This window comes from Nostoc sp., assembly GCF_036919555.1.
GTDB lineage: Bacteria > Cyanobacteriota > Cyanobacteriia > Cyanobacteriales > Nostocaceae > Nostoc.
Window position 1 is genome coordinate 1 of the sequence record NZ_JBALCS010000116.1, and the last position, 26,167, is coordinate 26,167.

General features: G+C 42.7%; 22 protein-coding genes and 5 pseudogenes. 15 read left to right on the top strand and 12 right to left on the bottom strand.

Going from position 1 to position 26,167, the window contains the following annotated elements:
* Window positions 1-158: 158 nt before the first annotated feature.
* Window positions 159-778, bottom strand: a pseudogene (locus tag V7K36_RS31590) (IS701 family transposase); the annotation flags it as partial.
* A gap of 176 nt (window positions 779-954) precedes the next feature.
* Here V7K36_RS31590 and V7K36_RS31595 point away from each other — a divergent pair.
* From V7K36_RS31595 to V7K36_RS31610, 5 genes and pseudogenes are all read left to right on the top strand, one after another.
* A pseudogene (locus V7K36_RS31595) lies at window positions 955-1,305 on the top strand (hypothetical protein); the annotation flags it as partial.
* A 171-nt stretch (window positions 1,306-1,476) separates the two neighbouring features.
* Window positions 1,477-1,665: a hypothetical protein gene (locus V7K36_RS31600; protein WP_335121746.1), complete on the top strand. Its 189-nt coding sequence runs from the start codon at window positions 1,477-1,479 to the stop codon at window positions 1,663-1,665.
* 27 nt (window positions 1,666-1,692) lie between these two features.
* On the top strand, window positions 1,693-1,821 hold the full coding sequence (locus V7K36_RS34365) for a hypothetical protein (protein WP_442948534.1): 129 nt from the start codon (window positions 1,693-1,695) through the stop codon (window positions 1,819-1,821).
* Window positions 1,805-2,359, top strand: a pseudogene (locus tag V7K36_RS31605) (hypothetical protein); the annotation flags it as partial. The gene V7K36_RS34365 and the pseudogene V7K36_RS31605, both read left to right, overlap by 17 nt.
* A gap of 697 nt (window positions 2,360-3,056) precedes the next feature.
* Window positions 3,057-5,981, top strand: a pseudogene (locus V7K36_RS31610) (TonB-dependent receptor); the annotation flags it as partial.
* A 160-nt stretch (window positions 5,982-6,141) separates the two neighbouring features.
* Here V7K36_RS31610 and prmA read toward each other — a convergent pair.
* The 4 genes from prmA to V7K36_RS31630 form a co-directional block, all read right to left on the bottom strand.
* Window positions 6,142-7,062 (bottom strand): 50S ribosomal protein L11 methyltransferase, encoded by a 921-nt coding sequence (prmA, locus tag V7K36_RS31615; protein WP_335121748.1) that lies wholly within the window; start codon window positions 7,060-7,062, stop codon window positions 6,142-6,144.
* A gap of 177 nt (window positions 7,063-7,239) precedes the next feature.
* On the bottom strand, window positions 7,240-8,820 hold the full coding sequence (gene serA, locus V7K36_RS31620) for a phosphoglycerate dehydrogenase (RefSeq protein ID WP_335121750.1): 1,581 nt from the start codon (window positions 8,818-8,820) through the stop codon (window positions 7,240-7,242).
* Between the two features lie 997 nt (window positions 8,821-9,817).
* On the bottom strand, window positions 9,818-10,102 hold the full coding sequence (locus tag V7K36_RS31625) for a peptidase (RefSeq protein ID WP_335121752.1): 285 nt from the start codon (window positions 10,100-10,102) through the stop codon (window positions 9,818-9,820).
* Window positions 10,103-10,211: 109 nt separating this feature from the next.
* Window positions 10,212-11,066 carry an HIT family protein gene (locus tag V7K36_RS31630; RefSeq protein ID WP_335121754.1) on the bottom strand — a complete coding sequence of 285 codons (855 nt, stop codon included), beginning with the start codon at window positions 11,064-11,066 and terminating at the stop codon, window positions 10,212-10,214.
* A gap of 299 nt (window positions 11,067-11,365) precedes the next feature.
* Between V7K36_RS31630 and V7K36_RS31635 the strand changes: the two genes are divergently transcribed.
* The gene (locus V7K36_RS31635; RefSeq protein WP_335121756.1) at window positions 11,366-11,758 is read left to right on the top strand and encodes a hypothetical protein; all 393 of its coding nucleotides are present in this window, start codon (window positions 11,366-11,368) and stop codon (window positions 11,756-11,758) included.
* A 50-nt stretch (window positions 11,759-11,808) separates the two neighbouring features.
* Here the strand turns inward: V7K36_RS31635 and V7K36_RS31640 are convergent, their stop codons facing one another.
* Together V7K36_RS31640 and V7K36_RS31645 are read right to left on the bottom strand one after the other, a co-directional pair.
* Complete coding sequence (locus V7K36_RS31640) at window positions 11,809-12,117, bottom strand: HigA family addiction module antitoxin (RefSeq protein ID WP_335121758.1); 309 nt, start codon at window positions 12,115-12,117, stop codon at window positions 11,809-11,811.
* Between the two features lie 15 nt (window positions 12,118-12,132).
* On the bottom strand, window positions 12,133-12,417 hold the full coding sequence (locus V7K36_RS31645) for a type II toxin-antitoxin system RelE/ParE family toxin (protein ID WP_334943174.1): 285 nt from the start codon (window positions 12,415-12,417) through the stop codon (window positions 12,133-12,135).
* Window positions 12,418-12,480: 63 nt separating this feature from the next.
* On the opposite strand from V7K36_RS31645, the gene V7K36_RS31650 reads away from it, so the two are divergent.
* The gene (locus V7K36_RS31650) at window positions 12,481-12,615 is read left to right on the top strand and encodes a hypothetical protein (protein WP_334943176.1); all 135 of its coding nucleotides are present in this window, start codon (window positions 12,481-12,483) and stop codon (window positions 12,613-12,615) included.
* Between the two features lie 214 nt (window positions 12,616-12,829).
* Window positions 12,830-13,306, top strand: a complete 477-nt coding sequence (locus V7K36_RS31655; RefSeq protein ID WP_335121760.1) for a hypothetical protein — start codon at window positions 12,830-12,832, stop codon at window positions 13,304-13,306.
* Between the two features lie 440 nt (window positions 13,307-13,746).
* Here the strand turns inward: V7K36_RS31655 and V7K36_RS31660 are convergent, their stop codons facing one another.
* The 5 genes from V7K36_RS31660 to V7K36_RS31680 all read right to left on the bottom strand — a co-directional run bounded on the left by V7K36_RS31660 (window position 13,747) and on the right by V7K36_RS31680 (window position 19,857).
* Window positions 13,747-15,921, bottom strand: coding sequence for a serine/threonine-protein kinase (locus V7K36_RS31660; protein ID WP_335121762.1), 2,175 nt, complete (start codon window positions 15,919-15,921; stop codon window positions 13,747-13,749).
* Between the two features lie 211 nt (window positions 15,922-16,132).
* Window positions 16,133-18,424: a 1,4-alpha-glucan branching enzyme gene (gene glgB, locus V7K36_RS31665; protein WP_335121763.1), complete on the bottom strand. Its 2,292-nt coding sequence runs from the start codon at window positions 18,422-18,424 to the stop codon at window positions 16,133-16,135.
* A gap of 347 nt (window positions 18,425-18,771) precedes the next feature.
* A complete protein-coding gene (locus V7K36_RS31670; protein ID WP_442948535.1) occupies window positions 18,772-19,002 on the bottom strand; it encodes a glutathione S-transferase in 231 nt (76 codons plus the stop codon).
* Between the two features lie 79 nt (window positions 19,003-19,081).
* On the bottom strand, window positions 19,082-19,207 hold the full coding sequence (locus V7K36_RS31675; RefSeq protein WP_335121767.1) for a hypothetical protein: 126 nt from the start codon (window positions 19,205-19,207) through the stop codon (window positions 19,082-19,084).
* A 428-nt stretch (window positions 19,208-19,635) separates the two neighbouring features.
* Window positions 19,636-19,857 (bottom strand): hypothetical protein, encoded by a 222-nt coding sequence (locus tag V7K36_RS31680; RefSeq protein WP_335121769.1) that lies wholly within the window; start codon window positions 19,855-19,857, stop codon window positions 19,636-19,638.
* Window positions 19,858-20,327: 470 nt separating this feature from the next.
* Between V7K36_RS31680 and V7K36_RS31685 the strand changes: the two genes are divergently transcribed.
* The 7 genes and pseudogenes from V7K36_RS31685 (at window position 20,328) to V7K36_RS31715 (ending at window position 26,118) form a co-directional block, all read left to right on the top strand.
* Window positions 20,328-21,008: a hypothetical protein gene (locus V7K36_RS31685; RefSeq protein WP_335121771.1), complete on the top strand. Its 681-nt coding sequence runs from the start codon at window positions 20,328-20,330 to the stop codon at window positions 21,006-21,008.
* A gap of 90 nt (window positions 21,009-21,098) precedes the next feature.
* Window positions 21,099-22,937, top strand: a complete 1,839-nt coding sequence (locus V7K36_RS31690; RefSeq protein WP_335121773.1) for a peptidoglycan D,D-transpeptidase FtsI family protein — start codon at window positions 21,099-21,101, stop codon at window positions 22,935-22,937.
* 119 nt (window positions 22,938-23,056) lie between these two features.
* Entirely contained in the window at window positions 23,057-24,616 is a 1,560-nt protein-coding gene (locus V7K36_RS31695) for a type I restriction-modification system subunit M (RefSeq protein WP_335121774.1), read from the top strand.
* Window positions 24,617-24,642: 26 nt separating this feature from the next.
* A complete protein-coding gene (locus V7K36_RS31700; protein WP_335121776.1) occupies window positions 24,643-24,882 on the top strand; it encodes a hypothetical protein in 240 nt (79 codons plus the stop codon).
* Between the two features lie 113 nt (window positions 24,883-24,995).
* Window positions 24,996-25,397 carry a putative toxin-antitoxin system toxin component, PIN family gene (locus tag V7K36_RS31705; protein WP_335121779.1) on the top strand — a complete coding sequence of 134 codons (402 nt, stop codon included), beginning with the start codon at window positions 24,996-24,998 and terminating at the stop codon, window positions 25,395-25,397.
* Between the two features lie 42 nt (window positions 25,398-25,439).
* A pseudogene (locus V7K36_RS31710) lies at window positions 25,440-25,705 on the top strand (ribbon-helix-helix domain-containing protein).
* Between the two features lie 161 nt (window positions 25,706-25,866).
* A complete protein-coding gene (locus tag V7K36_RS31715; protein WP_335121777.1) occupies window positions 25,867-26,118 on the top strand; it encodes a restriction endonuclease subunit S in 252 nt (83 codons plus the stop codon).
* Window positions 26,119-26,167 lie beyond the last annotated feature (49 nt).

Below are 26,167 nucleotides of genomic sequence, written 5' to 3' on the forward strand. Positions count from 1 at the left end.
TCATACAGGACTTACGCAACTGTCATAAGCAATGGCGCGGTTACACCGCGCCGCGTGCCAAACAACTAGGCGATAAACATGGGAACAGCCGGACGTTTGAGTTGCTGAACTAGATAATTTGATAACAATCCATGCTTAATTTGATAGATTGTTTGACCTGTTTTATAAGCTAAATCTTTGAGTCTAAGCCAGACTAAAATAGCACAGGCAATATGGTTTCTTTGAATACGACCTTTGCGGCATTGACATGATTCAACACCAGTCAATTGTTTTAATTCTCGATGAAACTCCTCAACCTTCCATCGAACCTTACACACTTTTTGTACAACGTCCGTATAACCTTATGGTAAACAAGGTTTTGCAGCATCTCTATTACGTGTTCTATCTTTGTTTTACCATCTCTGTCTGGGTCATAAACAGAAAAGTCAATTACCCAAAACTTTCCGATTTCATGATTGACATATACACAATTTACTACCCCAATTCCTTGAATCACACCATGCTCGTTGCCACTATATTGACGTTTAGCTGTTTCTATTTCTATGGCATATCGTTTATCAATTACTGTGTCATCAAAAACTAGATATGCGTTATCACTCACTTGGATGATATCTTTAACATTATCCCAAAGCAAACGTGGTGTTAGCTTTTCCTTCTTGAGATAACGGTTAATTTGATCATGACTAATCTGATCTAAATGCTCCGCCAGATTTGTCAGAGTATAATTAATCTGACTACTTAACAAGTACTGGCAATAGTTAAGTTTAGTAAATCTCATAAACTAGAGAATTTATTTTATGCACCCTCAACTAATTTTCTCATGATTTGAAGAATATTTAACACAACCGATTACTATGACTAATTTCTGCAACTCATTCTAGATATGCCACTTTTAATATAGTACATAAATACTATAAAATAGCGATCGCCCTGTGCCAGTTGCGTAAGTCCTATGAGTATCAGATTACTTACAAAAATATTTCTACCCCTCTAGTGGGAAGCGGAAATGTAATTCTGAATGCTGACAAGATTGTGATTACTGAAGATGGTACGCAAGCTCCCAACAACTGGGCGAAAGACAACGATAACAACAGTCAAATTGATACTAGCAACATTGTTAGTTCAGCTAAGGATTCTGGGACATCAACTATTCAATTCTTCAGTGGTAATCCAGCTACTAGCTCTGGTAATGACCAAACTGGAACTACGGCAAACACAGATGTGACTAAGTATGTAGATGCTGTGACTGGACAGGTTGCACCGACTGTGAAAAGAACATTTACCTTCCAACGCAAGGTTAACTAGATAGCTTGATTTCACCCCTTTTTGTTTACAAAGAGAGGTGTGATAGCACATCTGTATTTGTAGTTGGCGATTTAGGACTAAAGCGCTAACTACAAACTGATTATTCCCCAGCGAAAACAGGGAAAGATAAATCAACAATCAACATTCTGGAAGTTTTTTGAGGTTATTTATATGAAGCGTGTTTCTCGTGCAGGTTTAGGAGCGATCGCACTTATTGCTACAGTGCCATTTGTCAGTCAAGTGCCAGGAATCGCAAATGTATGGCATTCTACAAGCGCGATCGCTCAAAATGTCAAAACTCAAGGGCAAATACAATTGCGCTTAGAGGCAGAAAAGCAAGTGGTAGCAAAGGATCAATAAGGTAAGCAAAGCAAGACATGGCAACCTTTGAAAGGTCAAGTTGTGGTGCGACCAGGTGATGTGTTGCGATATACCTTGAGTGGCGAAAATAAGAGCGATCGCCCAGTGAAGAATTTGACTCTTAATCAACCTATTCCCATCAGAACGCAATGGTAACACAGTGACATTCCGCACAGACGTAACGATTCCCACAGAGAAAGTCCTGAATATTGCCTACGCGGCTCAACTAACAGCCGATGCGCTGCGTGGTACTGATCGTAATAGTGCGATCGTTAATGCTCAACGAGCTGATAACCGTTTTAGCATCAAGGATGGACCGGCAACGCACCAATTGAAAATTCGTGCAGGAATCGTTTCTGACTGTGGCACGATTATCGGTCGGGTGTTTGTTGATAAAAACTTTGATGGTGAACAACAGTCTGATGAGCCTGGGGTACCAAATGCGGTAATTTTTCTGGAGGACGGAAACCGCATCACTACAGATCCTAATGGTTTGTTCTGATTAGCTAATGCCTTACCTGGATATCACACAGGTGTACTAGACCTAATCAGTGTACCCGGTTACACTCTAGCTCCCAACGAAAAATTCCGCGAACGCAATAGCCAATCTCGCTTGGTGCATTTGGAGCCTGGTGGCTTGGTACGTATGAACTTCGCTGTTACCGCCACCTTCCAGGAGCCAGTGAAGAAATGAAATCCAGACTCATCTGTGCAACTACATTTAACCTGAGATTGATGGGGCAATGCCGATAGCTCTCAGCCTGGTTTTGTACCCTGCAATAGTCAAAGCAGAACTCACGAGTGAAAACGTTTTGATCTCCGATTCTCCTTTGCAAACAGACAAAGGTATGGAAGATCCTGACTTTTTAGGGGATCTGGAAAACCTCTCTCCTACAAGTGCAGGAGAGGCTTTGAATTCTCCCCATTCCCTACAAGGGAAGGGGGCTAGGGGGTTAGATTCCGCTTTGATTTTTTCAGATGATGTGAAAAGTCAGGTTGAAGATCAAGCGGATCAGAATAAAGTTGCTGAAAAAAGTCTGGATTCAAATTCTCTCCATCTTTTGAGAAGTTCCGAGCAGCAGTTTCTACCTCTCGAATTTCCCTCAACTTCTCCAGCACCTGTTAGCCTTGCTGATACTTCAATTCCAGATGTCCAGCCAAGTGAAACGGAAATACAACCATTTCAACCAGCAACTTCTATTGATTTACCCAGAGGTTTACGCAAAATAGCCAGAATCGAGGACAAGAACGACGCACGCAAAGATACTGAGACACAGTTTCAAGCTTCTTCAAGACAAATACAAGCATTTCAACCAGCAACTTCTGTAGGTTTACCTAGAGGCTTACGCAAAATAGCCGGAGTCGCGGACACGGCGACGCAAGGACAAGGGATGGATAAAAATCTTCCCCTGTCTCCCACTCCTCCACTCCCCCCCTCTTCCACTCCCGCCATTTCTACAGCAATTAAAATCCTGACTCCGACGGCTGACAGCGTTGTAGATGTCCCAGCTACCACGGTGATTGTGCAATTTCCTGTTGGTAGTCAGGTGGAATTGCGAGTCAATGGCACGTTGGTAGACTCTTCCTTAGTCGGACGAACGGAAAGCGATACCACCACCAACTTAGTAACGCAGACATGGTATGGTGTCTCCTTAAAAGAAGGTAATAACGCCATCTCTGCATAAGTTATTGGTGGAAAAGAACCCTCTGTAACGGTGCAAGTCGCAGTCCGAGGAGCGCCACAGCAATTAACTTTAGAAACAGTTGAGTCTCGTATCCCGGCCGATGGACGTTCTACAGCGACAATCCGGGGTCAACTCATCGATGCAAGTGGCAATCGCTCTAATCGTGATGCTGTTATCACTCTCATACCTACTGCTGGCGAGTTGGTTGGGAAAGACTTCAAACCCGATCAACCCGGATTTCAAGTGGAGGCAAAAGCGGGGCAATTTACAGCGATTTTACGATCGCAGCTGAAAGCGCAAACTGTCCGAATTCGGGCGATCGCTAATGATTTAGAAGCGTTTACCGAACTGCAATTTGAAACAGCACTGCGTCCGAGTTTGGTAACAGGGGTAATAGATTTGCGTTTGGGCGCTAGAGGTACAAATTATTACGGTAGTTTCCGTGATTTCCTCCCTCCTGACAAAGACAACAGAACGCAATTAGATTTCCATTCAGCAATATTTGCCACTGGTGCGATCGGGGAATGGTTGTTTACAGGTGCATACAACAGTTCTCGTAACCTCAATGAAGATTGCGACTGCGATAACCGCCTATTTAAAACTTACCAATCTAGCGAGCAAAACTATCCTGTCTATGGCGATAGCTCCAACGTTGATGTTCTTGCTCCTTCCACTGACAGCATATATCTGCGTTTTGAGCGTTCGGCCCGTATCCCCGGCTCTGATCCTGATTATGCGATGTGGGGTGACTATAACACAGAAGAATTTGCTCGGCGATCGCAGCAATTTACTTCTATCACCCGTCAACTCCACGGTTTTAAAGCTAACTACAACTTAGGAAACTTACAAATTACAGGTTTGTATGGCAACAATTTAGAGGGGTTTCAAAGAGATACCATTGCTCCCGATGGTACTAGTGGTTATTACTTTCTCTCTCGCAGACTATTACAAGCAGGTAGCGAAAATGTCTTTATTGAGTTAGAAGAACTCAATCGTCCTGGGACTGTACTAGAACGCAAACAGCTCAACCGAGGCCCAGACTACGAAATTGACTACGATCGCGGTACCTTATTATTCCGCGAACCGATTCTTCGCACCGATATTGATCAAACTGGACAAGTGCTGGTACGCCGGATTGTTGTTACTTATCAATACGACGACCAAAACTCTAACAGCAATATCTATGCTGGTCGTCTGCAATATAACCTTTCCCGCCAGCTCAACCAAGAAAGTTGGATAGGAGCAACTTACGTTCAAGAAAATCACGGGGTGCGCGACTTTCAACTCTACGGCGCAGATGCGTTGATTGCTTTGGGTGAAAAGGGGAAGTTAATCGCAGAATATGCCCATTCCACTAATGATTCTGATGTTGTGGGAAAGGTCAGTGGTGACGCGTATCGGTTAGAAGCTGAGGGAGAAATTGCCAATGGGATTCAAGGTCGTGCCTATTATCGCTTTGCTGATACGGGTTTTGCCAATAATGCCACCATCAGCTTTGTCCCAGGACAAACCCGTTATGGAGCGCAGGTTACAGCTAAAGTGACCTCAACTATTAATGTCAGAGCGCAATATGACCACGAAGACAATTTTGGGATTGCTCCTCAACCGCTAGATACTTTTGAAGAACTGTTTGCACCGCGTTCTGAGGCCATACCTGGGAGCCCAGTTGATAATTCTCTGACGACGATTTCTGCTGGGATTCAACAACGCTTGGGTAAAGCTACTCTGGATGTGGATTGGATTCATCGTCATCGAGAGGACAACATCCCCAACAGCGCCTTAAGTAGTAATTCTGATCAATTGCGATCGCGTTTTTCTATTCCTCTAGCTAAGAACCTGACTTTTCAAGCCCAAAATGAACTGAGTTTATCTTCGCAAAAAGATACTATTTATCCAGACCGTACCATTTTAGGGTTGAATTGGGCGGTAATTCCTGGTGTCAGCATCAGTCTAGCCCAACAGTTTTACAGTAGTGGTCAATTTTCGGGTAATTCGATCACCAGCTTAAGTGTCAATGGTGAACACAAACTCGGATCAGATACCACCTTGACCGGTCGTTACTCAATTTTGGGTGGTGCTAACGAAATGACTACCCAAGGAGCAATTGGTCTAAATAATCGCTGGACAATTGCTTCGGGATTGCGCCTGAACGTTGCTTACGAACACGTATTTGGAAACTTCTTCGGACGGACTGCGGCGGGTCAACAATATGCTCAACCCTACGCTTTTGGTCAATCAGCATCGGCGATCGGATTTGATGGTGGCGATAGTTACAGTGTGGGGCTAGAATACAGTGATAATCCGCAGTTTCAAGCCAGCGCTCGTTACGAACATCGTTCTTCTTCTGGTGGTGGTAATACAGTAATTACCGCAGGTATTGCGGGTAAAATTTCTCCGGCTCTGACAGCCTTAGTACGTTATCAACAAGGCGGTTCTTCCAATCAAAAGCTTTCAGGATTGGGAGATACTGCTAACTTGAAGCTGGGTTTAACTTACTGCGACCCCAATAACGATAAATTTAATGCTTTGTTGCGTTATGAATATCGCCAAAATCCCTCAACCATCCCTGACACTATTTTGTTAGGAAGTGGTACGGGTTCCCAAGACCATACTTTTGCTTTAGAAGCTATAGACCTCTTGCAAAAGTCCCTAACACCCCACCCCCAACCCCTCCCCGCAAGCGGGGAGGGGAGCGTTTGCTTTACTCAAATGCGGGGTGGGGTTCTTAATTTTTGATTTATGCAAGAAGTCTATTGCATACAAACGAGCGATCGCTATAGTATCCACTGAGTTAAGAACGCCGTACATTCAAGCAACACCATTCTTTGCGTTTCCACAGGGTAGCAACGACCCAACCATTTTGTTCTAAAGCGTCAGCAACAGCTTTAGATTGTTCCAGTAAAATACCACTGAAGATAGCCCAAGTCTCAGGTTTAGCGATCGCACTCATTTCTGGAACCAACTCAATAATCACGTCAGCCAAAATATTGCAAACGATACCATCCACTGGTTGAGAAACTAGTTTTGTCAAAACGTCTACACTTCCCTGTGCAGGTAGTAAACGTTCTGGACTAATGTCGTTTAGGGTGCGATTGCTGATAGTTGATTGCACCGCCAAAGGGTCAGTATCCACTGCATAGACTTTCTCAGCTCCCAGTAGCAGCGCCCCAATGGAAAGGATACCAGAACCACAGCCAATATCCGCAATTACCAGATGTTCATGTTTGCCACTATTACCCACAAAAGACTGAGAAATTCCACTCAGCCGCATTTCCAGGGATTCCAAACATAGCTGAGTGGTGGCATGGTTGCCCGTACCAAATGCTACACCAGGGTCAAGACGAATCACTAACCGTTCCGTTGTTTCTGGTAATGGTAGCCAAGCGGGGTTGATGAGGAAGCGATCGCCTATTTCCTGCGGATGCCAATATTGTTTCCAGCTAGTCGCCCAATCTTCCTCATCAATTAACTGCCATTGCAGGGAGGGAGATGAAACTCCTACACAGAGGGCATCTTGACGCAGCCACAGCGACAGCGCTGCCAAATCTAGTAGCTGTGTTTGAATTGTCGGCAAATAAGCCCTTACTAAAGATAAATTTCCTTTGTTTTCACTAGCTGTACCACGACAGCCAAAACCTTCCAGTCGCCAAAAGATCGAATCTTCTAGGTCTGGCTCACATAAAATCTGTAGTTCCCACCAGGTGTTTGCCATTTTTGAGTGCTGAGTGCTGTTAGCGGGAGCGGGGCGTTTAGCCCGTGCTGAGTGCTGAGTATGAGAGAGTTATGAGTTTTAAGTTAGGAGTTAGGAGTTTTCCTTTTTAACTTTTAACTCCTCACTACTCACTCCTAACTTTTCTTCACTCAGCACTCGTTCCTGGGCACTCAGCACTCATAAAGTTACTGTATACGCGTCCCGAATACCAGGAACTTTTATAATCTCACCCAAAATGCCCTCAGGTAAGGGGTCATCTATACTGAGAGCCATTACGGCATCACCACGGACGATTTTACGACCTACTTGCATACTGGCAATATTCACATTAAAACTGCCGAGTAGGGAACCAAGTTTGCCGATAATCCCCGGCATATCGCGGTGCAGGGTAAATAGCATATATTTGCTGGGTGGGACGTTAATCGGGAAACCATCAACATCAGTTAGGTGGATTTCCCGCTCACCTAACAACGCGCCTGTGACAGAATGAGTACCTAAAGTACCCGTGGCTTCTAGATGAAGCGTTCCGGCATAGTCTCGAATGGAAGCATCGCGGGTTTCAATCACCCGAATTCCCCGTTCTTTGGCTTCTATGCTGGCATTTACGTAATTTACCCGTTCCCGCAAAGCTTGGTAAAGTAATCCTTTCAGGGCTGCTACAATTAAAGGCTGACTTTTATTGGTAGCGAGTTCCCCTTGCAGTCGAATATTGAGTACTTCCACCCGTCCGCCAGCTAGTTGTCCCACCAGATTACCTAGAGTTTCTGCTAGTTGCATATAGGGTTTGAGTTCTTCCAACACATCGGGGCCGAGTCCAGGAATGTTGACGGCTGAACGGGCTGGTAGTCCTAAAAGTACATCCCGAATTTGTTCGGCAACATCAATGGCCACATTCACTTGAGCTTCCGCAGTAGAGGCTCCCAAGTGGGGGGTGAGGATAACTTCTTTGCCTAGCGATCGCAACTCCGATTCACCCAGTGGTTCTGACTCGAACACATCCAAGGCTGCGCCCCCTATTTTACCAGCTTTCAGAGCTGCTGCTAAAGCGACTTCATCAATGATCCCACCACGAGCGCAGTTGATAATCCGGGCTGTGGGTTTCATCTTTGCCAGGGTTGTAGCATTGATTAAGTGGGTAGTTTCTGGGGTTTTGGGGATGTGTAGCGTAATATAATCTGCTTGCTGGAAGAGTAAATCTAGCTCCACCAACTGACAGCCAAGTTGTTCGGCTCGGTCTGTAGAAATAAAAGGGTCATAAGCTAGGAGTTTCATCCCCATTGTCTTAGCTACAGCTGCAACATGGGAGCCAATTTTACCCAAACCGACAACGCCGAGAGTTTTTTTATATACTTCCGCGCCGACAAAGCTATTGCGATCCCACGCACCGCGTTTCACCGAAGCGTTAGCATCAGGGATGTGGCGAGACAAAGCCAAAATCATCGCTAGCGCATGTTCGGCGGCGGCAATTGTATTTCCCTCTGGAGAATTGACTACCACAATTCCCCGGCGTGTGGCAGCAGGAACATCCACATTATCCACACCCACACCAGCCCGACCGATGATTTTTAGCTGGGTGCCGGCTTCAATGATTTCCTGGGTGACGCGTGTACCAGAGCGAATCATCAGCGCGTCATACTCACCAATAATTTCGATCAGTTGGGCTGGTTTTAGACCTAGTTTGACATCAACAGTAGCAACTTGCGAAAGAATGTCAATTCCAGCTTGGTCAATAGAATCAGAGACAAGAACCTTAGACATGATTACTTCATTTAAAGCTACAGGTTTTGCTGCACAAGACTTTTCAGTTTAGTCTTTATCTGTCGCAATTCAGCAAAAATTATTCGTTTTAATATCAACCTAACCTTTACTTACGCTGCGTGCTGATGGTATCAAAGCATGAGTTGCTTCCGGTGGGTACTGCCTCCTAACTATTTGAACATGAGTGGCTGTTTCTACAACCCTGTCGCTAAATATAAAGCATGAATAGCACTAAGCACTTATATATTTATTAATAGTTAAGAGTTACCAAAATTTTATCGGCTTAAGGTACTTCCTTGGTGGGTTAGAAACGCCTGCATTCTTGACTGGGCTGCAACTTTAGCTGAGGCAATACTCTGGACAACCACCAAAGGAGCCAGTAACTATTATATCTATCGAATCTTGGCTGTTTCTCCGTACCACAAGTGGTATCTCTTAGTCAAGGCAAAACATTGCATCATCAAAATAATTGAATTGTGACAGTTAGAATTTAGGCATCAAATAAATTTTCTTGTTCCTGATTGCGGCAGATTTAAGATTGCTTAGTAGTTAAAAGCTGCCGATTAGTGTCAGCAAAATACTTAATATACTGATACCAGGCTTACTCAAGGCGATCCTGCTGATACTTTGGGCAGAAAGCATGGACTGGTTGTTTGGCATAGATATGGGTATTTATTATCACCCCAATAAACCACATCCTTCTTTTATCAGACTTCGCTAGAACTCATGGAGGAGATATTATCGTCACCAGTCAATCAATTTTGGATTTTGGATTTTAGATTTTAGATTGACCCCATGCCTAAAATCAGAGGCTTGTCAAGTAATTTGAGATTTTGGATTTTAGATTTATTCTCGCGTTTAAATTCGCTTGCTCTCAGACCTTTTTAAATTTACAATGTTTGAATCTTCAATCTAAAATCCAAAATTTAAAATCTAAAATTCGGTGAAGTCGATGTTGATAGCTGCTTTCAAGTATGTTTGCCATTAGCTTCTTCGTTTAATTCTTGGGGTTTTGCCGAGTCTTTTTACCAAATAAACCAGACATACTTAATCCTGTTGCCAACAATCCCAGAAGTCCTAATCCGTTCAAAATGGGGTAGATTCCTTGAAGATGAAAGATTTCGCCTGTATGGATACTTAAGAGGAAGCTAGCTGGAACTCCTATATTCATAGACCACTCGCGGATAAACGTTGTTAACATCCCAGTCAGTACGGTTAAAACAAGTGGCAGAGATAGGATGATGCCAAGGATACGATGATACTTACGAAATGAACGTTTCATAGTAGTTCTCCGGTCAGTAGAAACTTTTTTCCAATATAATGTAGCCTCAATATCACCGGAAATGCAAATTAGATTAGAAAAATCACTACCTCAAATATTTAATTAAAAACTATTGCCTTTTAGGAATAACGTTTCTGATTCCACTTTTGGCACCAACAGTATCACCTTTGTAACGAGGGATGATATGAATAGTGGCGTGCATAATATTTTGACCGGCGGCTCGATTGATATTCATTCCTATATTAAAACCATCAGGTTCAAATTCTGCTTTGAGAATTTGTTGTACTTTGTTCACCATAAACCAGCAAGCAGATTGCTCTTTAAATGGTAGTTCAAAATAACTGCTAACATGACGTTTAGGAACAATCAAAATATGTCCTTTACTTATAGGATAGCCATCAAAAATAGCATAAGCAGTTGCAGATTCAGTTAATAAGTTGAGATGTTTATGAGGATTACAGAATATGCAATAGTTAGATGAATTTCGCTGATGATTATAGTGAGTATACTCATATAATTCCCGATTTTCATCTAAAAAGACTGAAGGAAAGGGGAGTTTGACAATACATTGATAGGTAGGTTTTTTATGGACATAATGCTCTCGAAAACCTTCCTTTTTGATATCCCTTCTTACAGCATAATAAGCTTTACCACCTGGTTTTAATAAGTGTGATACTTCCATAAGAACATTAGTTTGTTCTTCAGTAAATAAAACATTTAAAACATAAAAGCAAATTATTGTATCGAATTTCTGATCAGGATATTCTGGAAAATAGTAAGGGTCATAACCTGTAATATCGCAACCTTTTTGGCGCAATATTTTAACATCATTACCAAAGCCACAACCAAAGTCTAGTATTTTGCCTTTGAGAAGGTTTTGATTTAATAAAAACTGTGCAGGAAATGATAGATAACTTCTTTCGATCGCAGTAAAATGACTGAATTGATTTTTTTGCTGTTTCATGGAATTTTGGTGCTGATGTCCCAAATTTATTATTCCCAGCATCCCTTTAAGTTATGCGATGTCTACGACGGGCTATTCGACGTCGCATCAGGGTCAACACCTAACTCACGTAACTTAGCTGCTAGTATATCATCCTTGTTCAGCCAGCATCGCTTTTAACTTACAAGACTCAGATCCCCGACTTCTTTAAGAAGTTGGGAATCTTGTTGTTCGTGATATTTCTTCAATAATCCTGAAAAGTGGACACATTGCTCAAGCTAGTGGATATACTTATAGTCAAAATCTGAGCAGATACGAGCATGATAGTTGAATGGTTCACTACCTGGATAGCTACAAAAGCGGTTGGATTTCTTGTCAAGACTATTATCAGCGAAGAATTTGTCAAGGATTTACTCAAGGACTACGCTAAAGATTTTTTCAAAAATATCTTTAATAATGCTGTAACCGCACCTTTTAAGCGAGAACCCCTGGAGAAAGCTGTTGTCATGGCTGTAACAGAATTTTTGCAACTCATGCAGCAGGATTTAGATGATAGTGAACTTGCTGAAGATGAAATTAAAAAGTATGAGCAGCCGCTAAATAAATTTCTGAAGCATCCAGAAGTTAAAGCAATTTTGGGAACTGCTTTTAAAGATGACTCTCAAGCTAATTTATGCTTTTGCAAACCAAGCCTTAGCCAAAAAGGTTGCTAGGTGCTTTGGGCAACTGGAACCTACAAGATTTAAAATTTTGCTTGACAAACTCAGGTTACATCATTAAACGAAAGTGCCGGTATTTGATTATAAACTTCTGCATTTTCTTCAAGAGCTTGATGGATATCGTATTGCGTTTGTAAATTCAACCAAAACTGAGCGCTGTTACCAAAATAGCGAGATAAACGCAAAGCTGTATCTGCTGTAATAGTGCGTTTTCCAGATAAAATTTCACTAATTCTTGTCTGAGCTACACCTATATCTTTGCTTAATCGATAAGGAGTGATATTTAGTGGCTCTAAAAATTCTAGTTGTAGGATTTCTCCAGGGTAGATATTTGGCAGACGGTTGTTGTTCATGATTATTTCCAGGCGTCAGTGGTAATCTACTATTTCAACTACATAAGCATTGTTCTCATCCGTCCACACAAAGCAGATTCGCCATTGCTCGTTAATACGAATACTGTACTGCCCTTTCCTATTGCCAACTAGCTTTTCTAAACGATTACCCGGTGGAACACGTAAATCGTTAATTGATGTTGCAGCGTCAAGGATAAGCAGTTTTCGTAAAGCAGTTTTTTGGATATTGGGCGGATACTGAGAAGATGTAAAGCCGTCAAAGATAAGCTTTGTCTCTTCAGATTTAAAACTAACAATCACAATCCTACCGCTTTGCGTTACTATCGTCAAACGTTAGTATACACTTCAAGGCGAACTTACAAATTGCCTTGGTCAAAACCGCGACAACAGCAGGCTATCAAAATTGCTCAAGAACTTTTAGATATATTGAATGAATCATCTTCAGCAGATACACATGGTGAACTGTTACTTAAACCGAAAACACTAGAAAAGTCTTAAAAAGTAGCAAAACTCCAAAAAAGCGCTCCCTTGACATCTACCCAAATAATCCTAAGTTATACTTTGTTGGTTTAATTAACAGCATAATCTGTTCGATAATCTTTTCAGAAGATGTGCCGCAGCTACGCCCGTTGTAGACATCGCATTTACTCTGGGAATCATATATTTAGCAAATCTTGCTACTTAATCTCTAATATCCCCAAGTAATTATACGATGGCTAATCAAAATATCACAGGCACTCTTTCACCAGAAGATATCCAAGAAATTAAAGCAGCCCTACAAACAATCGAACAAAAGATGCCCTTTCTGATTGCTTTAACTGCTCAAGAACGCCGCAAGTTATTCAAAATGGGCAATAAAAGCCTAGCCTTTGTGAACAATAGCGTTAACGCTGCTCAGTCTAACCCTGAGATTTTCCCAGCCAGCTTTGACATTGAGGAATTTATCCGAGATTATCAACTAGCCACCACACTCAGCGAACTTTTAATCTCAATCCGCCAACTCAGCGAACAAGTAGATGATACCCTGTTGGCAGTCGGTAGCGAAGCGATGCTCGGCAGTTTGACAGTTTATGATTACGTCAAGACAGCAGCGAAAAAGACTCCAGGCTTAAAAACTCTAGCAGAACTGTTGAGCGATCGCTTTAAAGCTATTAGTAAAGGCAGAGCCGCAAAAACTTCTGGCTCTTGAGAAATTAATACTTGTTAATGAGTATTGGAACTGGATTCATCCACCTTTGATACTCATTAATGAGTCTTTTAGCTCCATTCATCCACCTTTGATACTCGTGAACGAGTCTTTTAGCTCCATTCATCCACCTTTGATACTCATTAATGAGTCTTTTAGCTCCATTCATCTACCTTTGATACTCATTAACCAGTATTTGAACTGGATTCATTTACTTCAGTAGGGTGCGTTATGGCTTTAGCCTAACGCACCATATTCTATGAGCCTAACGCACTATGTTCTATGGCAGTGTGTTAGGCACTTTCATCATATTTTTTTACAAATTATATCGAAATATGCGCCTAACACACCCTACAGTTGATCTAATTTTTTTTAACCGAACCGCAAAGGACACATTCGCGCAGCGTCTCGTAGAGAAGGACACAAAGAAAGAGGTAGTAAATCTATGGCACACGCCACATCTTGATAGTGTTATCCTTACTTCCACTCACCAAAGTCTTGCCATCTGGACTAATAGCAATGGCATAAACTAAATCTGTATGCCCGGTGAGAGTATTTTTCAACTCACCCGTTTGCAAATTCCAAATTTTGATTGTGTTATCAAAGCTTCCACTCACTAGCGTCTGTCCATCTGGGCTGATGGCGACGGAAGTCACCCCATATTTATGCCAGTTGAGGGTATTTTTTAACTCACCCGTTTGTAGATTCCAAATTTTGATTGTTTTGTCAGCACTTCCACTCACCAGCGTTTGCCCATCTGGGGTGATGGCGAGAGAATAAACTAAATCTGTATGCCCAGTGAGGGTAGTTTTTAAAGAAGGTGGTTGTAGATTCCAAATCTTGATTGTATTATCGTAACTCCCACTCACGAAAGTCTTCCCATCTGGACTAAAAGCTACTCGCCAAACAGATTTAGTATGCCCAGTGAGAGTATTTTTAAGTTTACCTGTTTGCAAATTCCAAATCTTGATAGTCTTGTCAGCACTCCCACTCACTAAAGTTTCTCCATCGGGGTTAATGGCAACAGAATTAACCGCATCTTTATGTCCAGTGAGAGTATTTTTTAAGCTCCCATTTTCTAAATTCCAAATCTTGATTGTACCGTCCTTGCTCCCACTTATCAAAGTCTTACCATCTGCACTAATAGCAACAGAAGTCACCGCATCCGTATGTAAGGAAAGGGTAGTTTTCAAGCCACCCGTTTGCAGATTCCAAATTTTGATGCTTCTGTCCCCACTACCACTTACTAAAGTCTGTCCATCGGGACTAATGGCAAGGGAACTTACCCAATCTGTATGCCCAGTGAAGCTGTTAACTAGCGCCAGTTTCTCATAAGCAACGGTTTTGGCGGAAAGATGATTAGTAATTTGCGAAATTCCATATCCGCCTAAAGCCAAAGACAGAAGAACACCAGCTATTAGCAATGGTTTTTTAGATTTAGCTTTTTGTTTGGGTAAATCTACAGGTGATAATAGTTGATTATCGTCGGTTGCTGTGGGCAATATCTCTGCTAGCTGCGGGGATAATTGATCATAATATGTTGCTGTGGCTGGAATCTCTAGCGGAAGCGGGGATGATTGATCATAATATGTTGCCGTAGGTGGAATATCTGGCAGTGGCGGTGATGGTTGATAATGATATGTTCCTGTGGGCGGAATATCTGGCAGTGGCGGCGATGGTTGATGATAATATGTTCCTGTGGGAGGCACATCAGCTAGTGGTGGCAGACAATTTAAATCTTGTAAAACTGCCTCAGCCGATTGATAACGCCCGTGGTAATCTGTTTGCAGTAACTTATCTAAGATAGCTGCCAATTCTTCGCTCAATGGTTGCCGCAAATGTTGCCGCCAATCATCAATCCAACCGTATCCTTGTTTCTTCCACAATTCCCAAGGAGCAATAGTGGTGAGGAGATGAAAGCAAGTTGCACCTAAACTATATAAATCACTAGCTGGATATGCTTCACCACCCTGCATTTGTTCTAAGGGTGCATAGCCAAAGGAGCCGATAGTTGTTCCTGGTTGAGCAACCACTGTCTCGCTCAACTGTTTAGATGCACCAAAATCGATGAGTACCAAATCTCCTTTAGTTGGTTGGGGGGATTTGCGACGAACGATATTCTGTGGCTTGATATCTCGGTGAATGACTTTGTGTTGATGAACAGATTTAAGGATGTTTAATAAATCGAGCAATAATTCCCGAATCTTGAACTCACTAAAGATTCCCTGGTGTTGTAATTCTTCTAATAAATTCTGCCCTTCGATATACTGCTGCACCAAATACAAACGCTTATCTTCCTCGAAATATGCAAACAGCGTCGGAATTTGGCGATGTTCTCCTAACTGTTGCAGTCGCCTTGCTTCTTGCTGAAATAATTCTGTTGCCTTGTGGAGTGCGCCAGTTCCCTGTATCTGCGGTGCAAATTGTTTGATGACGCATATTTCATTGAACTTTTCAACGTCTTCAGCCAAATAGGTTTTACCAAATCCGCCGCTACCCAATACTTGGATCGGGCGATAGTGTCGTAATATTACCAGGGGAATTCCGCAATTAGCGCAAAACTTTATCTCATCAGAACAGGGGGGATTGTGGCAAGAGGAGTTGAGGCAACATATCATATAGAGTGCATCTACCGATAGATGTATTTATTATTACCTAGCCAACAGCTACTGTCAGCCTTTAGTAGTGCCTTCTGGTGAGTACTAGGTAAAATTCCACGGGTAGATGCAGAGCGATGGCTAGTTGACAAATCGCTATAATTTTCTGGTGAGTTAAAACTGAAGCATAGGTGAAATTTTGTGTAGGGTGGGCGATGCCCACCCCAAATTGTTATCCCATCACCTCAGCCGTCTTCTTCTTATCCAACTTGAGAATCAACACACCCAAAGGTGGCAAACACAAATCCAGCGAATAGGGACGACTGTGCAAAGACCAATCATCTGTCCATTTACCACCTAAGTTGCCCATATTACTGCCGCCATACTGACGCGCATCACTATTGAACAACTCAGTATAAAATCCCTTTTGCGGTATACCGATGCGGTAGTGAGAATGGGGTTGCGGTGTAAAATTGCAAACGACGATCGCAAAATCATCAGAATCCTTGTCACGACGCATGAAGGAAACTACACTATGGCGATTATCGCTACAGTCAATCCACTCAAACCCCGTTTGGGCAAAATCCTGGGTGTACAAAGTTGGTTCAGAACGGTAGAGATGGTTCAATTCCTGAAAAAACGTTTTCAACTTTTGGTGGGCTTCATGCTGCAATAAATGCCACTCCAAATCTGTCCAAGCATTCCACTCACTCCACTGCCCAAACTCCATGCTCATAAACATGGTTTTTTTGCCTGGGTGAGCAAACATATAGCTAAATAAACAACGCACATTCGCTAACTTTTGCCACGTATCCCCCGGCATTTTGCCGATGATATTGCTCTTGCCATGCACCACTTCATCGTGAGACAAGGCCAGCATAAAGTTCTCGCTGTGGTTGTACCACATACTAAAGGTGATATTGTTTTGGTGGAATTGACGGAACCAAGGGTCCATGCTGAAGTAATCCAGCATATCGTGCATCCACCCCATATCCCACTTCAAGTTAAAGCCCAGTCCGCCTGTGTAGGTCGGCCAAGATACCATTGGCCAGGAAGTAGATTCTTCAGCAATTGAGAGAATACCGGGAAAATAGCTAAAGATAATATGATTTACCTGACGTAGAAAATCTGCTGCTTCGAGGTTTTCTCTGCCGCCGTACTTGTTGGGCAGCCATTCTCCAGGTTCGCGGCAATAGTCGTTATAGAGCATCGAGGCAACAGCATCGACCCGAATCCCGTCAATGTGGTACTTGTCAAACCAGAAGAGGGCATTTGCTGCTAAGAAATTACTAACTTCATGGCGCCCGTAGTTGAACACCAAAGTACCCCATCCTTTGTGTTCGCCCTTGCGGGGGTCAACGTGTTCGTAGAGGTGGCTACCATCAAAGAAAGCTAAACCATGTCCATCTTTGGGGAAGTGACCGGGAACCCAATCTACAATTACCCCTAGATCATTTTGGTGACATTTGTCAACAAAATACATGAAATCTTCGGGACTGCCAAAACGGGAGGTGGGGGCATAGTACCCAGTTACTTGATAACCCCAAGAACCATCAAAGGGATGCTCCGCAATGGGCAGCAATTCTAGATGAGTGTATCCTAATTCTTTGACATAGGGAATGAGTCGGTCTGCCAGTTCCCGGTAGGTAAGGAAGCGTGCCCCCGGCTTCAGTTCGGAAACGATAACTACCGGTTCACTTTCACCATTGGGGAGTTTAGCCGGTTCGGCACTCGAAGCGTGTAACCAAGAGCCTAAATGCAGTTCGTAGACTGAGACGGGCTGGGTGAGAGGGTCAGTGCGACGCCGCTTTGCCATCCAATCTTCATCACTCCATCTGTAAACATCTAAATCAGTGACAATAGATGCCGTTTTCGGGCGGGGTTCCTGCTGGAAACCGTAGGGATCAGATTTTTCGTAAATGTGTCCTTCAAAATTTTTGATTTCATATTTGTAATGTTCTCCCACACCGATTTCAGGAATAAACAATTCCCAAACCCCGGTAGGGCCTTTACGCATCTGGTTTTTACGCCCATCCCAAAGGTTGAAATCTCCCAACAATGAAACATTACGAGCGTTGGGTGCCCAAACAGCAAAATAAACGCCCTTAATGCCGTCTATTTCCGTGGGGTGCGCTCCCAGTTTTTCATATATCCGGTGATGGTTGCCTTCACTAAACAAATGCAAGTCAAAGTCTGTCAAGTGGGGAGAACGGAAAGCGTAAGGGTCATAGGTGACACGCTCATGTTCACCCTCTTTAATCCGTAACTGGTAGTTTGCGAGTTCTGCGGTTTCAATCGTGCATTCAAAAAAGTGGGGATGATGCACTGTTTGCATTGGGTATTCCTTCCGTTGTTCGGGAATAACTACCCATGCGGCACTTGCGTTTGGTAGGTAAGCCCGCACAGCCCAGACAGTTTTGCCGTCTTGTTCTATGGGATGAGAACCTAGTATTTCAAAGGGATCGTTATGCTGATTCCAAACGATGCTGTTAACCTGCTCAGGGGCGATCGTGGTCATGGACATGAAGCTACCTAAGTGAAATAACGTGATTGACTAAATCTTCTTTCTTAATATCTATATATATTCTTTACATTTAGTTGCACTATTGTCGTCACCGTTATCCTACCTCACAATTGGGCATTGGGCACTTGTACTGGCTTGTACTGAGCGCAGCTGAAGTAGCGTTGCCGTTGGCGTGGTGACAGAGCCTCTTGTACAGAGGGCAGTCGAACTATGCCTAAGTGTAGCCTCTGGTAGAGAACTATGGGGCAAAACAGTTCCGAGTAAATAAGTGAGATTCCCCACTCAGTACTCCTGAAGGGCATGGGGAAAGTTCTTGACTTTTGACCCTTGAGTAATTTATCAAAAATTTAAAAATGGAAAAACCGAAGTAACGTTTTACGTATGCGAAGCAAGAAAATCTGCTGCCGAATTTTGGGGTCTAGTTTTGGTGGCGGTGCTTCTTGCAGCTGCGCTTGCAATTGGGCATATTCGGCAGCTGTTAGAAATCTTCCATCAATAGGCGATCGCGCTTCTATGATCATCTTACCCCGTAATATTTCTTCTGGTGTATCCTCTGGTGGCGGTAATGCTATTACCATTGATCCCCAATAGCTACTTAACGCAAAAAAACTTGCAATCATCACACTCAAGCTCAGAAATTTTACTGCCTTTCTCGCTTTAATTCTCCCCATCTCCTGAACTGCGTTCACAACGCAGCATGAAAATCTGTTTTCCCAATGCCCCATGCCCAATTGCCAAAGTTACAAATTTTCCCAATAAAAATCTGGCAATATCAAGGGACATTACCAGGTCTCTTCTGATATGGAATAGACTACAGGGAATGCTCAGGAGCAATTGCCAGCGTGCGATCGTAATGAATTGTTTTACCCTCTCAAAACTTAGGAGTATAAGCCATTCCAAATACCAAATCAGGGAATTACCTTACCCACAAAACAGCTTAGATTGACATAACTCAACTCCCTTTAACTTGGGGAAGAAGATTTGGTCAGGCGAGAATTTCCGGCGGACACTTGGTTGAGGACGTAACCCTCATCACCAGTGTCCTCTACTTGCTGCCCTACTTAGCTGATATTTGAGCAAACTCTGGGCTTCTGATACACCAATAGCAAAGATATAGGTTTTTACGTTAACCTAATTAATTCCAGCTATGTGGTAACGAGCCTTGTTACTAAGCTGTTTTGGCATGATTTAAACTAAAGCTGATAGATGCCTTATTTAGGAGTAGGTGCTGTAGTAGGTGCTGTAGTAGGTGCTGTAGTAGGTGCTGTAGTAGGTGCTGTAGTAGCGGCAGACCCAGCAGGAGGTGCATCAGTTGGTTCACCTGTAGCAGCGGGAGTACTAGTGGTACCAGCACCATCACCACCACCTTCACAGGCTCCAAGCATTGTAGCCAGACTTAACATTAGAGCCAAACCAAAGATTTTTGTTTTCATAACTCCTCTTTCACCAATTGTGGCTAGAACAATTTTTCACCTGTTGAATACGATACCGTATTTATTGCTTTTTTTTTAAGGCTGCGAGATTACATACTTAAAAAAACAATCCTTTGGCGTATTCTTTTTGGGATTACATATCATATAGCCATCTGATTAGTTTCTCTTAACTCAGGAGCAAAACGGAAATAACCAAGTTTTCTAGCAAACCGAGTTATCATAGCAAAAAATTTTATTTTTTTCGCAGAGTATTGCATCTTGCTGCCCCGCGTTGCCATACTTTAGGTGCGATACCTAAAGGGCAAGCTGTCCAGTTGCTAATCACTGATTGCAAACATTGATACAGCTACCTATCAGAACAGTTAAAAGAGTGTAGTCTGTTATGTGTGCTTGTTCCACAGAAGGTGACTTTAACCTCAGCAAAAACAAACAATCAATCGAAAGTACAGTATTTCCCATCTAAAAAAATTATGGTAGTTGCTCGTAAATCTGCTGTTTCTACAAGAGGTAATTGGTTCCGGCAAAATTCTATCCTTTCTTTAGGGAGGCGACGCTCTGCGCGTATGGAGTCAGCAGCACGGAGCGCTTCTACACCAGTATCCTCTCAAAGACAACAGCGTGACTCGAAAAATCTCGCGGTTTCTCCCACAAATGAGGCCGTTATGCCCAAATCGGTGAAAGAGTTGGGTAGACGACAAGTGCCAAATCTCAATGAACAGTCGAGTGCGAACCAGAAGCCTCCGGGGGTAGGTTTTCTTCCCCTTCCCACAATGCCTAATTCGGGAGCGACACCTTTGTGGTTACTGCGCTTGTACACCTTTCATCGTTATTCGACAATTTTGGCATTCTTGTTAGTAGCCTCGACACTTGCTGTTTATGGCTGGACGGTATATTCCCAAGAGCTTTGGAGTCAGTCATATCGCAGACTGCAAAGCCTCCAACGTCATGAGCGACTGCTAATGACAACCAACGCGACGCTGACAAATAAAATGGCCCAAGAAGCAGAACAACCAACAGCAGGGCTGGTATCGCCGAATCCTCAAGGGATGATTTTCTTGCCTCCAGCATCTCATAGTTCTAAGCCAGCATCGTCTAACACAACGCCAAATTCTCAAACGCAACAGCAAACACTCTCGCCACTGGGATACTAATTCGTAATTCGTAATTCGTAATTCGTAATTCAGGAAGTCAGATTTACAGCAATTTTCAAGTAATTAAACCATACTGTCGGGCGAAGAGATGTGCAGAAGTCACCAAGCAGAACAAAATTCAGAAAGTTTCGGAATCCAGCATTTACAAGGCGACAGAAGGATTATAAACGAGGGCTTTTGGGAAAATTAGCCTCTAATACCCAAGACCAAACATCCAACACCAAGTCCCGACTGTTTATAGTATGGGGTGTATTAATGGCAGCAGGGTTGGGGTTGAGTATCAACTTGTATAACCTACAAATTGTCAAGGGGCTAAAATTAACAGAGCAGGCACGAAACCAGCAAATGGTGAATTTGCGACCTTTTATGCCCCGTCGTCCGGTGGTAGATCGTAATAGTAATCTGTTGGCGATTGACCGTCCTGTATATACTTTGTACGCTCATCCCAAGCTGTTTGATAAGTCTAATGAAGATATGGCAGAGCGACTTGCCCCAATTTTGGCAAAAGATCCTGCTGAATTGGTGAAAACTTTTCAAGGCAAAAGAAGCGGAATTATACTTGCCCCAGCTCTACCGGAAGAAATTATCGATCGCATCATCTCTTTGCGCTTAAATGGCTTGGAGTGGATTCAAAAATACTCCCGATATTACCCCTCAGATGATTTAGTTGCTGATGTCGTGGGCTATGTGAATGTTGACCGTCGTGGTCAAGCAGGTGTGGAATATTCTCAAGAGAAGTTGCTAGAACGTCCTGTGCAAACGATGCGGCTCAGTCGGTCGGGTAATGGGGATCTGATGCCGGATCATGCCCCTGAAGGTTTTCTACATTTTGATGATTTGCAACTGCAACTCACTATCGATAGCCGCCTGCAACGAATTGCTCGCACTGCGCTCAAACAACAGATGCAGAAGTTTGACGCCAAACGTGGAGCGGTAATTGTGATGGATGCGTTGGATGGTTCCTTACTCGCCCTCGTTTCTGAACCTACCTATAACCCTAATGAATACGCTAAAGCTAATATTTCGCTATTTAGAAACTGGACGGTGGCGGATCTTTATGAACCGGGATCGACTTTTAAGCCTTTGAATGTGGCGATCGCTCTGGAAAATGGCGTGATCAAAGCAGATGATATGTTTAATGACTCCGGTTCTATTCGAGTAGCTAATTACACCATTAAAAATGCTGAGAACAATGGTTACGGGCGGATCAACATCGCTCAAATTCTGCAACATTCTAGCAACATTGGCATGGTGCAAATTATCCAACGCTTAAAGCCTTCAATCTACTATAACTGGCTAGAACGCTTGGGGCTAGGACAAAAAGTTGATACAGATTTACCTTTTGAAGTTGGTGGCCGGCTCAAAAGTCAAGAAGAATTTATCGCTTCGCCAATTGAAGCAGCTACTACTTCCTTTGGACAAGGTTTTTCCATGACACCGTTACAGCTAGTGCAAATGCACGGTGCTTTAGCCAATGGCGGTAAGTTGGTAACACCCCATATAGTTCGGGGGCTGATTGATAGCAAAGGGCAGATGCATGATTCACCCACTCGCACCATCCCCCGCCAAATTTTCTCAGCCGCAACAGCTCAAAAGGTTGTGGAAATGATGGAAAGTGTTGTTACTGAAGGCACTGGGAAGGTGGCACAAATTCCGGGATATCGCATTGCTGGTAAAACTGGTACAGCCCAAAAAGCTAGTCCCTCTGGTGGCTACATCAAGGGTGCTAGAATGACCAGCTTCGTAGCTATTTTGCCTGTGGAATCTCCTCGCTATGTAGTGTTTGCACTGGTGGATGAGCCAAAAGGAGAAAGTGCCTATGGTGCTACTGTCGCCGCACCAATTGTGAAGTCGGTTATAGAAGCACTGATTCCTCTTGAGGAGATTCCGCCAAGTTCTGCGATTGAGCAACAGACGCCAGCGCCGTAGGGATTGGGGGGCAGAGGAATGGAGCAACGCCAATTTTTTTATCTTAGCAAATGCAAAGAACAGGTAACAAACACAAACATATCCTATGATGAGTAAATTTGATAATGTGATGTCTGTCTATGCCTGCTAATACTACTGACTTGGAGAAACGTTTATGGGAAGCAGCTGATGAGTTACGCGCTAACTCCAAGCTAAAATCTAGTGAGTATTCTATCCCGGTACTGGGGTTAGTCTTCCTCCGCTACGCTGATTGGAAATTTACCCATGCTGAGGAAGAACTGAAAAATATAGGTAGTAGAAGACGTGGGATTACCAAAGCAGACTACCAAGCAAAGGGTGTAATGTATCTGCCTGATGCTGCTAGATTCTCCACACTGTTGAATTTACCAGGAGGAGGAGACATTGGCAAGGCAATCAATGATGCCATGCGTGCCATTGAAGCAGAAAATGAAGAATTAAAGGATATTCTCCCCAAAACTTATAATCGCCTGGAAAATGATCTGTTATTTGACTTGCTGAAAAACTTTAACAAAGTCGAATTAGGAATAGATTTATCAGGTGATGCTTTCGGGAAGATTTATGAATACTTCTTGGGTAAGTTTGCCATGAGTGAGGGACAGAAGGGGGGAGAATTTTTTACTCCTATTTCTGTGGTAAAGCTGATTGTGGAAGTAATCGAACCTTATCATGGACGAATTTATGACCCGGCTTGTGGAAGTGGTGGTATGTTTGTCCAAAGTGCATCTTTTGTAGAAAGGCACAAGAAAAATCCCAGTACAGAAATTAGTATTTATGGACAGGAAAAAGTAGGTGAAACTGTGCGCTTGTGCAGGATGAACTTAGCGGTACATGGACTTGCAGGAGATATTCGGCAGAGCAATACTTATTATGAAGACATTCACGAGTCAGTGAGCAAATTTGACTTTGTGATGGCTAATCCACCTTTTAATGTAGATAAGGTGGACAAAGAAAAAATCAAAGGAGATCCGCGTGTTTGCACATTTGGGATGCCCAAGGCAGATAATGGTAATTACCTGTGGATTCATTTTTTCTGGAGTGCATTAAATGCCAGAGGTAGGGCAGGATTTGTCATGGCAAATTCTGCCAGTGATGCGCGAGGTACTGAGTTAGAAATTCGGCAGAAACTCATCCAATCTCATGCAGTGGATGTGATGATTGCTGTTGGTTCTAATTTTTTCTACACTGTTACTTTACCCTGTACCTTGTGGTTTTTGGATAAGGGGAAAGCAGATACTATCCGCAGGGATAAGGTATTATTTCTGGATGCTAGGCACATTTATCGTCAAATTGACCGCGCACATAGAGAGTTTAGTGCAGAACAGATTGAATTTTTGGCGAATATTGTCAGGTTATACAGAGGTGAAGCAGTAGAGACTAGCGATGGTAGTCAAGCTTTGCTGGATGAGAAATTCCCGGAAGGAGAATATATTGATATACCTGGACTTTGTAAGGTAGCAACTTTAGAAGAAATCGCAGCGCAGGGATGGAGTTTAAACCCTGGACGTTATGTGGGTGTTGCGGAACGAGTAGTGGATGATTTTGATTTTGCTGAGAGGTTGGAGGAGTTGAATGAAGAATTGGAAGTTTTGAATGTAGAAGCGAGGGAGTTAGAGGAGAGAATTGCAGAGAATGTGGCGATGTTGTTAGAACAAAGTTAGAGAAAAGCTAAGTAACAGGATAAATAATGAACGCTTATAAAACCTACATCACCATTGCAGATCCAAAGCAGTTAGTATTATTTGATTTACCATTTAAAGCAGGACAGAGAGTTGAGGTGATCATTTTAACAGAGGATAATCTAACAGCTACTTTAGCAGAAGATTTAAAAAAGTTATTCAAAGAAATACAAGCAACACACGCAGATAATCCCTTGACTGAGGAAGAGATAGCAGCAGAAATTGAAGCATATAGGCGAGGAGAATGAAAGTTATAGCGGTTCTCAGTTGAGTGAAGTACAAGAACCCCACCCCCAACCCCCTCCCCGCAAGCGAGGGAGGGGGCTATGATGTACTTCATGTCATTAGGAAATGCTATATCATTGATACTAACATTGTAGTCTCTGCTGCTATAACTGATAAAAATCCAGAGGCAGTAATTTTATTTGTGATTGCTAATTCTGATTTTGAGTGGGTAGTATCAGTAGAGATTTTAGCAGAGTACAAGGAAGTTTTAAAGCGTCCTCGTTTGAAATTAACTGAGGCACAATACCAACGATGGGTTTATTTGATTGATTCAGTTACAACACTAATTGATGTGGATGTGGAGGTTGATTTTCCCAGAGATAGGAAAAATGCAAAGTTTTTAGCTTGTGCTATTGCAGCAGAGGCAGATTTTTTTATTACGGGTGATACTGATTTTAATGAAGCGCAAACTTTGTTAAATACAACTATTATTTCTCTGTCTTTATTTAAAAGGTTAGTTTGTGATGTGAGGAAATGAGATCATAATTAATAAGCTATTAATTATCTAGAGGCATAAAATATGTACATCCAACTTAAACCCGAAATAGAGCAATTTATTCAAGCGCAAATTGTAAGTGGTAGATTTGCAAATGCTGAGGAAGTGATAGTAAAGCATTGAAGTTGCTGGAAGAACGGGATAAGGAATATCAGGAATGGGTAGAAGAAACTCGGCAAAAAGTTGATGTCGCAATTGCAGAACTTGAGCGCGGCGAAGGTTTAGATGGTGAGACTGTAGTAATGCAAATACTCGAAAGATTCCAAAAAGCTCGTGAGGTTCAGGAATGAGTAATTACCTTATCACAAGAAAGTTACGGTGTACATACAAGCTAGTTCTGGTAGGGTGCGTTATGAACTTTAGTTCTAACGCACCGAAAATCTAGGATGGTGCGTTAGCCTTCGGCATAACACACCCTACAAAACTTATAAAAAGAAAGTTTATAAAATATATGAATTGGAAAAATTATACCTTGGGAGATTGTGTAAATCTATTATCAGGAGGTACACCATCTAAAAGCGAAGCTAAATATTGGGGTGGTACTATACCTTGGGTTTCATGTAAAGACATGAAAATAGATTATTTGAATGACTCACAAGATCATCTAACTGATATTGGTGCTGTCAATGGTACGCGATTAGTGTCACCAGGAACTATCTTACAGCAGTTTGCGATCAAATTCACCACAAAAAAAGCTATCTAATAGGCTCAAAAAACAGACCACAATGATTAAACCAATTTAGAGCATTTTC

What these genes read in the sequence shown, in the direction of transcription:
- V7K36_RS31600 (WP_335121746.1), top strand. Translation starts at nt 1,477, where the DNA reads ATGAAGCGTGTTTCTCGTGCAGGTTTAGGAGCGATCGCACTTATTGCT.
- V7K36_RS31670 (WP_442948535.1), bottom strand. Translation starts at nt 19,002, where the DNA reads ATGGTAATAGCATTACCGCCACCAGAGGATACACCAGAAGAAATATTA.
- V7K36_RS31695 (WP_335121774.1), top strand. Translation starts at nt 23,057, where the DNA reads ATGCCTGCTAATACTACTGACTTGGAGAAACGTTTATGGGAAGCAGCT.
- glgB (WP_335121763.1), bottom strand. Translation starts at nt 18,424, where the DNA reads ATGTCCATGACCACGATCGCCCCTGAGCAGGTTAACAGCATCGTTTGG.
- V7K36_RS31675 (WP_335121767.1), bottom strand. Translation starts at nt 19,207, where the DNA reads ATGTCCCTTGATATTGCCAGATTTTTATTGGGAAAATTTGTAACTTTG.
- V7K36_RS31655 (WP_335121760.1), top strand. Translation starts at nt 12,830, where the DNA reads ATGGCTAATCAAAATATCACAGGCACTCTTTCACCAGAAGATATCCAA.
- prmA (WP_335121748.1), bottom strand. Translation starts at nt 7,062, where the DNA reads ATGGCAAACACCTGGTGGGAACTACAGATTTTATGTGAGCCAGACCTA.
- V7K36_RS31700 (WP_335121776.1), top strand. Translation starts at nt 24,643, where the DNA reads ATGAACGCTTATAAAACCTACATCACCATTGCAGATCCAAAGCAGTTA.
- serA (WP_335121750.1), bottom strand. Translation starts at nt 8,820, where the DNA reads ATGTCTAAGGTTCTTGTCTCTGATTCTATTGACCAAGCTGGAATTGAC.
- V7K36_RS31640 (WP_335121758.1), bottom strand. Translation starts at nt 12,117, where the DNA reads ATGAACAACAACCGTCTGCCAAATATCTACCCTGGAGAAATCCTACAA.
- V7K36_RS31715 (WP_335121777.1), top strand. Translation starts at nt 25,867, where the DNA reads ATGAATTGGAAAAATTATACCTTGGGAGATTGTGTAAATCTATTATCA.
- V7K36_RS31660 (WP_335121762.1), bottom strand. Translation starts at nt 15,921, where the DNA reads ATGATATGTTGCCTCAACTCCTCTTGCCACAATCCCCCCTGTTCTGAT.
- V7K36_RS31680 (WP_335121769.1), bottom strand. Translation starts at nt 19,857, where the DNA reads ATGAAAACAAAAATCTTTGGTTTGGCTCTAATGTTAAGTCTGGCTACA.
- V7K36_RS31630 (WP_335121754.1), bottom strand. Translation starts at nt 11,066, where the DNA reads ATGAAACAGCAAAAAAATCAATTCAGTCATTTTACTGCGATCGAAAGA.
- V7K36_RS31625 (WP_335121752.1), bottom strand. Translation starts at nt 10,102, where the DNA reads ATGAAACGTTCATTTCGTAAGTATCATCGTATCCTTGGCATCATCCTA.
- V7K36_RS31635 (WP_335121756.1), top strand. Translation starts at nt 11,366, where the DNA reads ATGATAGTTGAATGGTTCACTACCTGGATAGCTACAAAAGCGGTTGGA.
- V7K36_RS31685 (WP_335121771.1), top strand. Translation starts at nt 20,328, where the DNA reads ATGGTAGTTGCTCGTAAATCTGCTGTTTCTACAAGAGGTAATTGGTTC.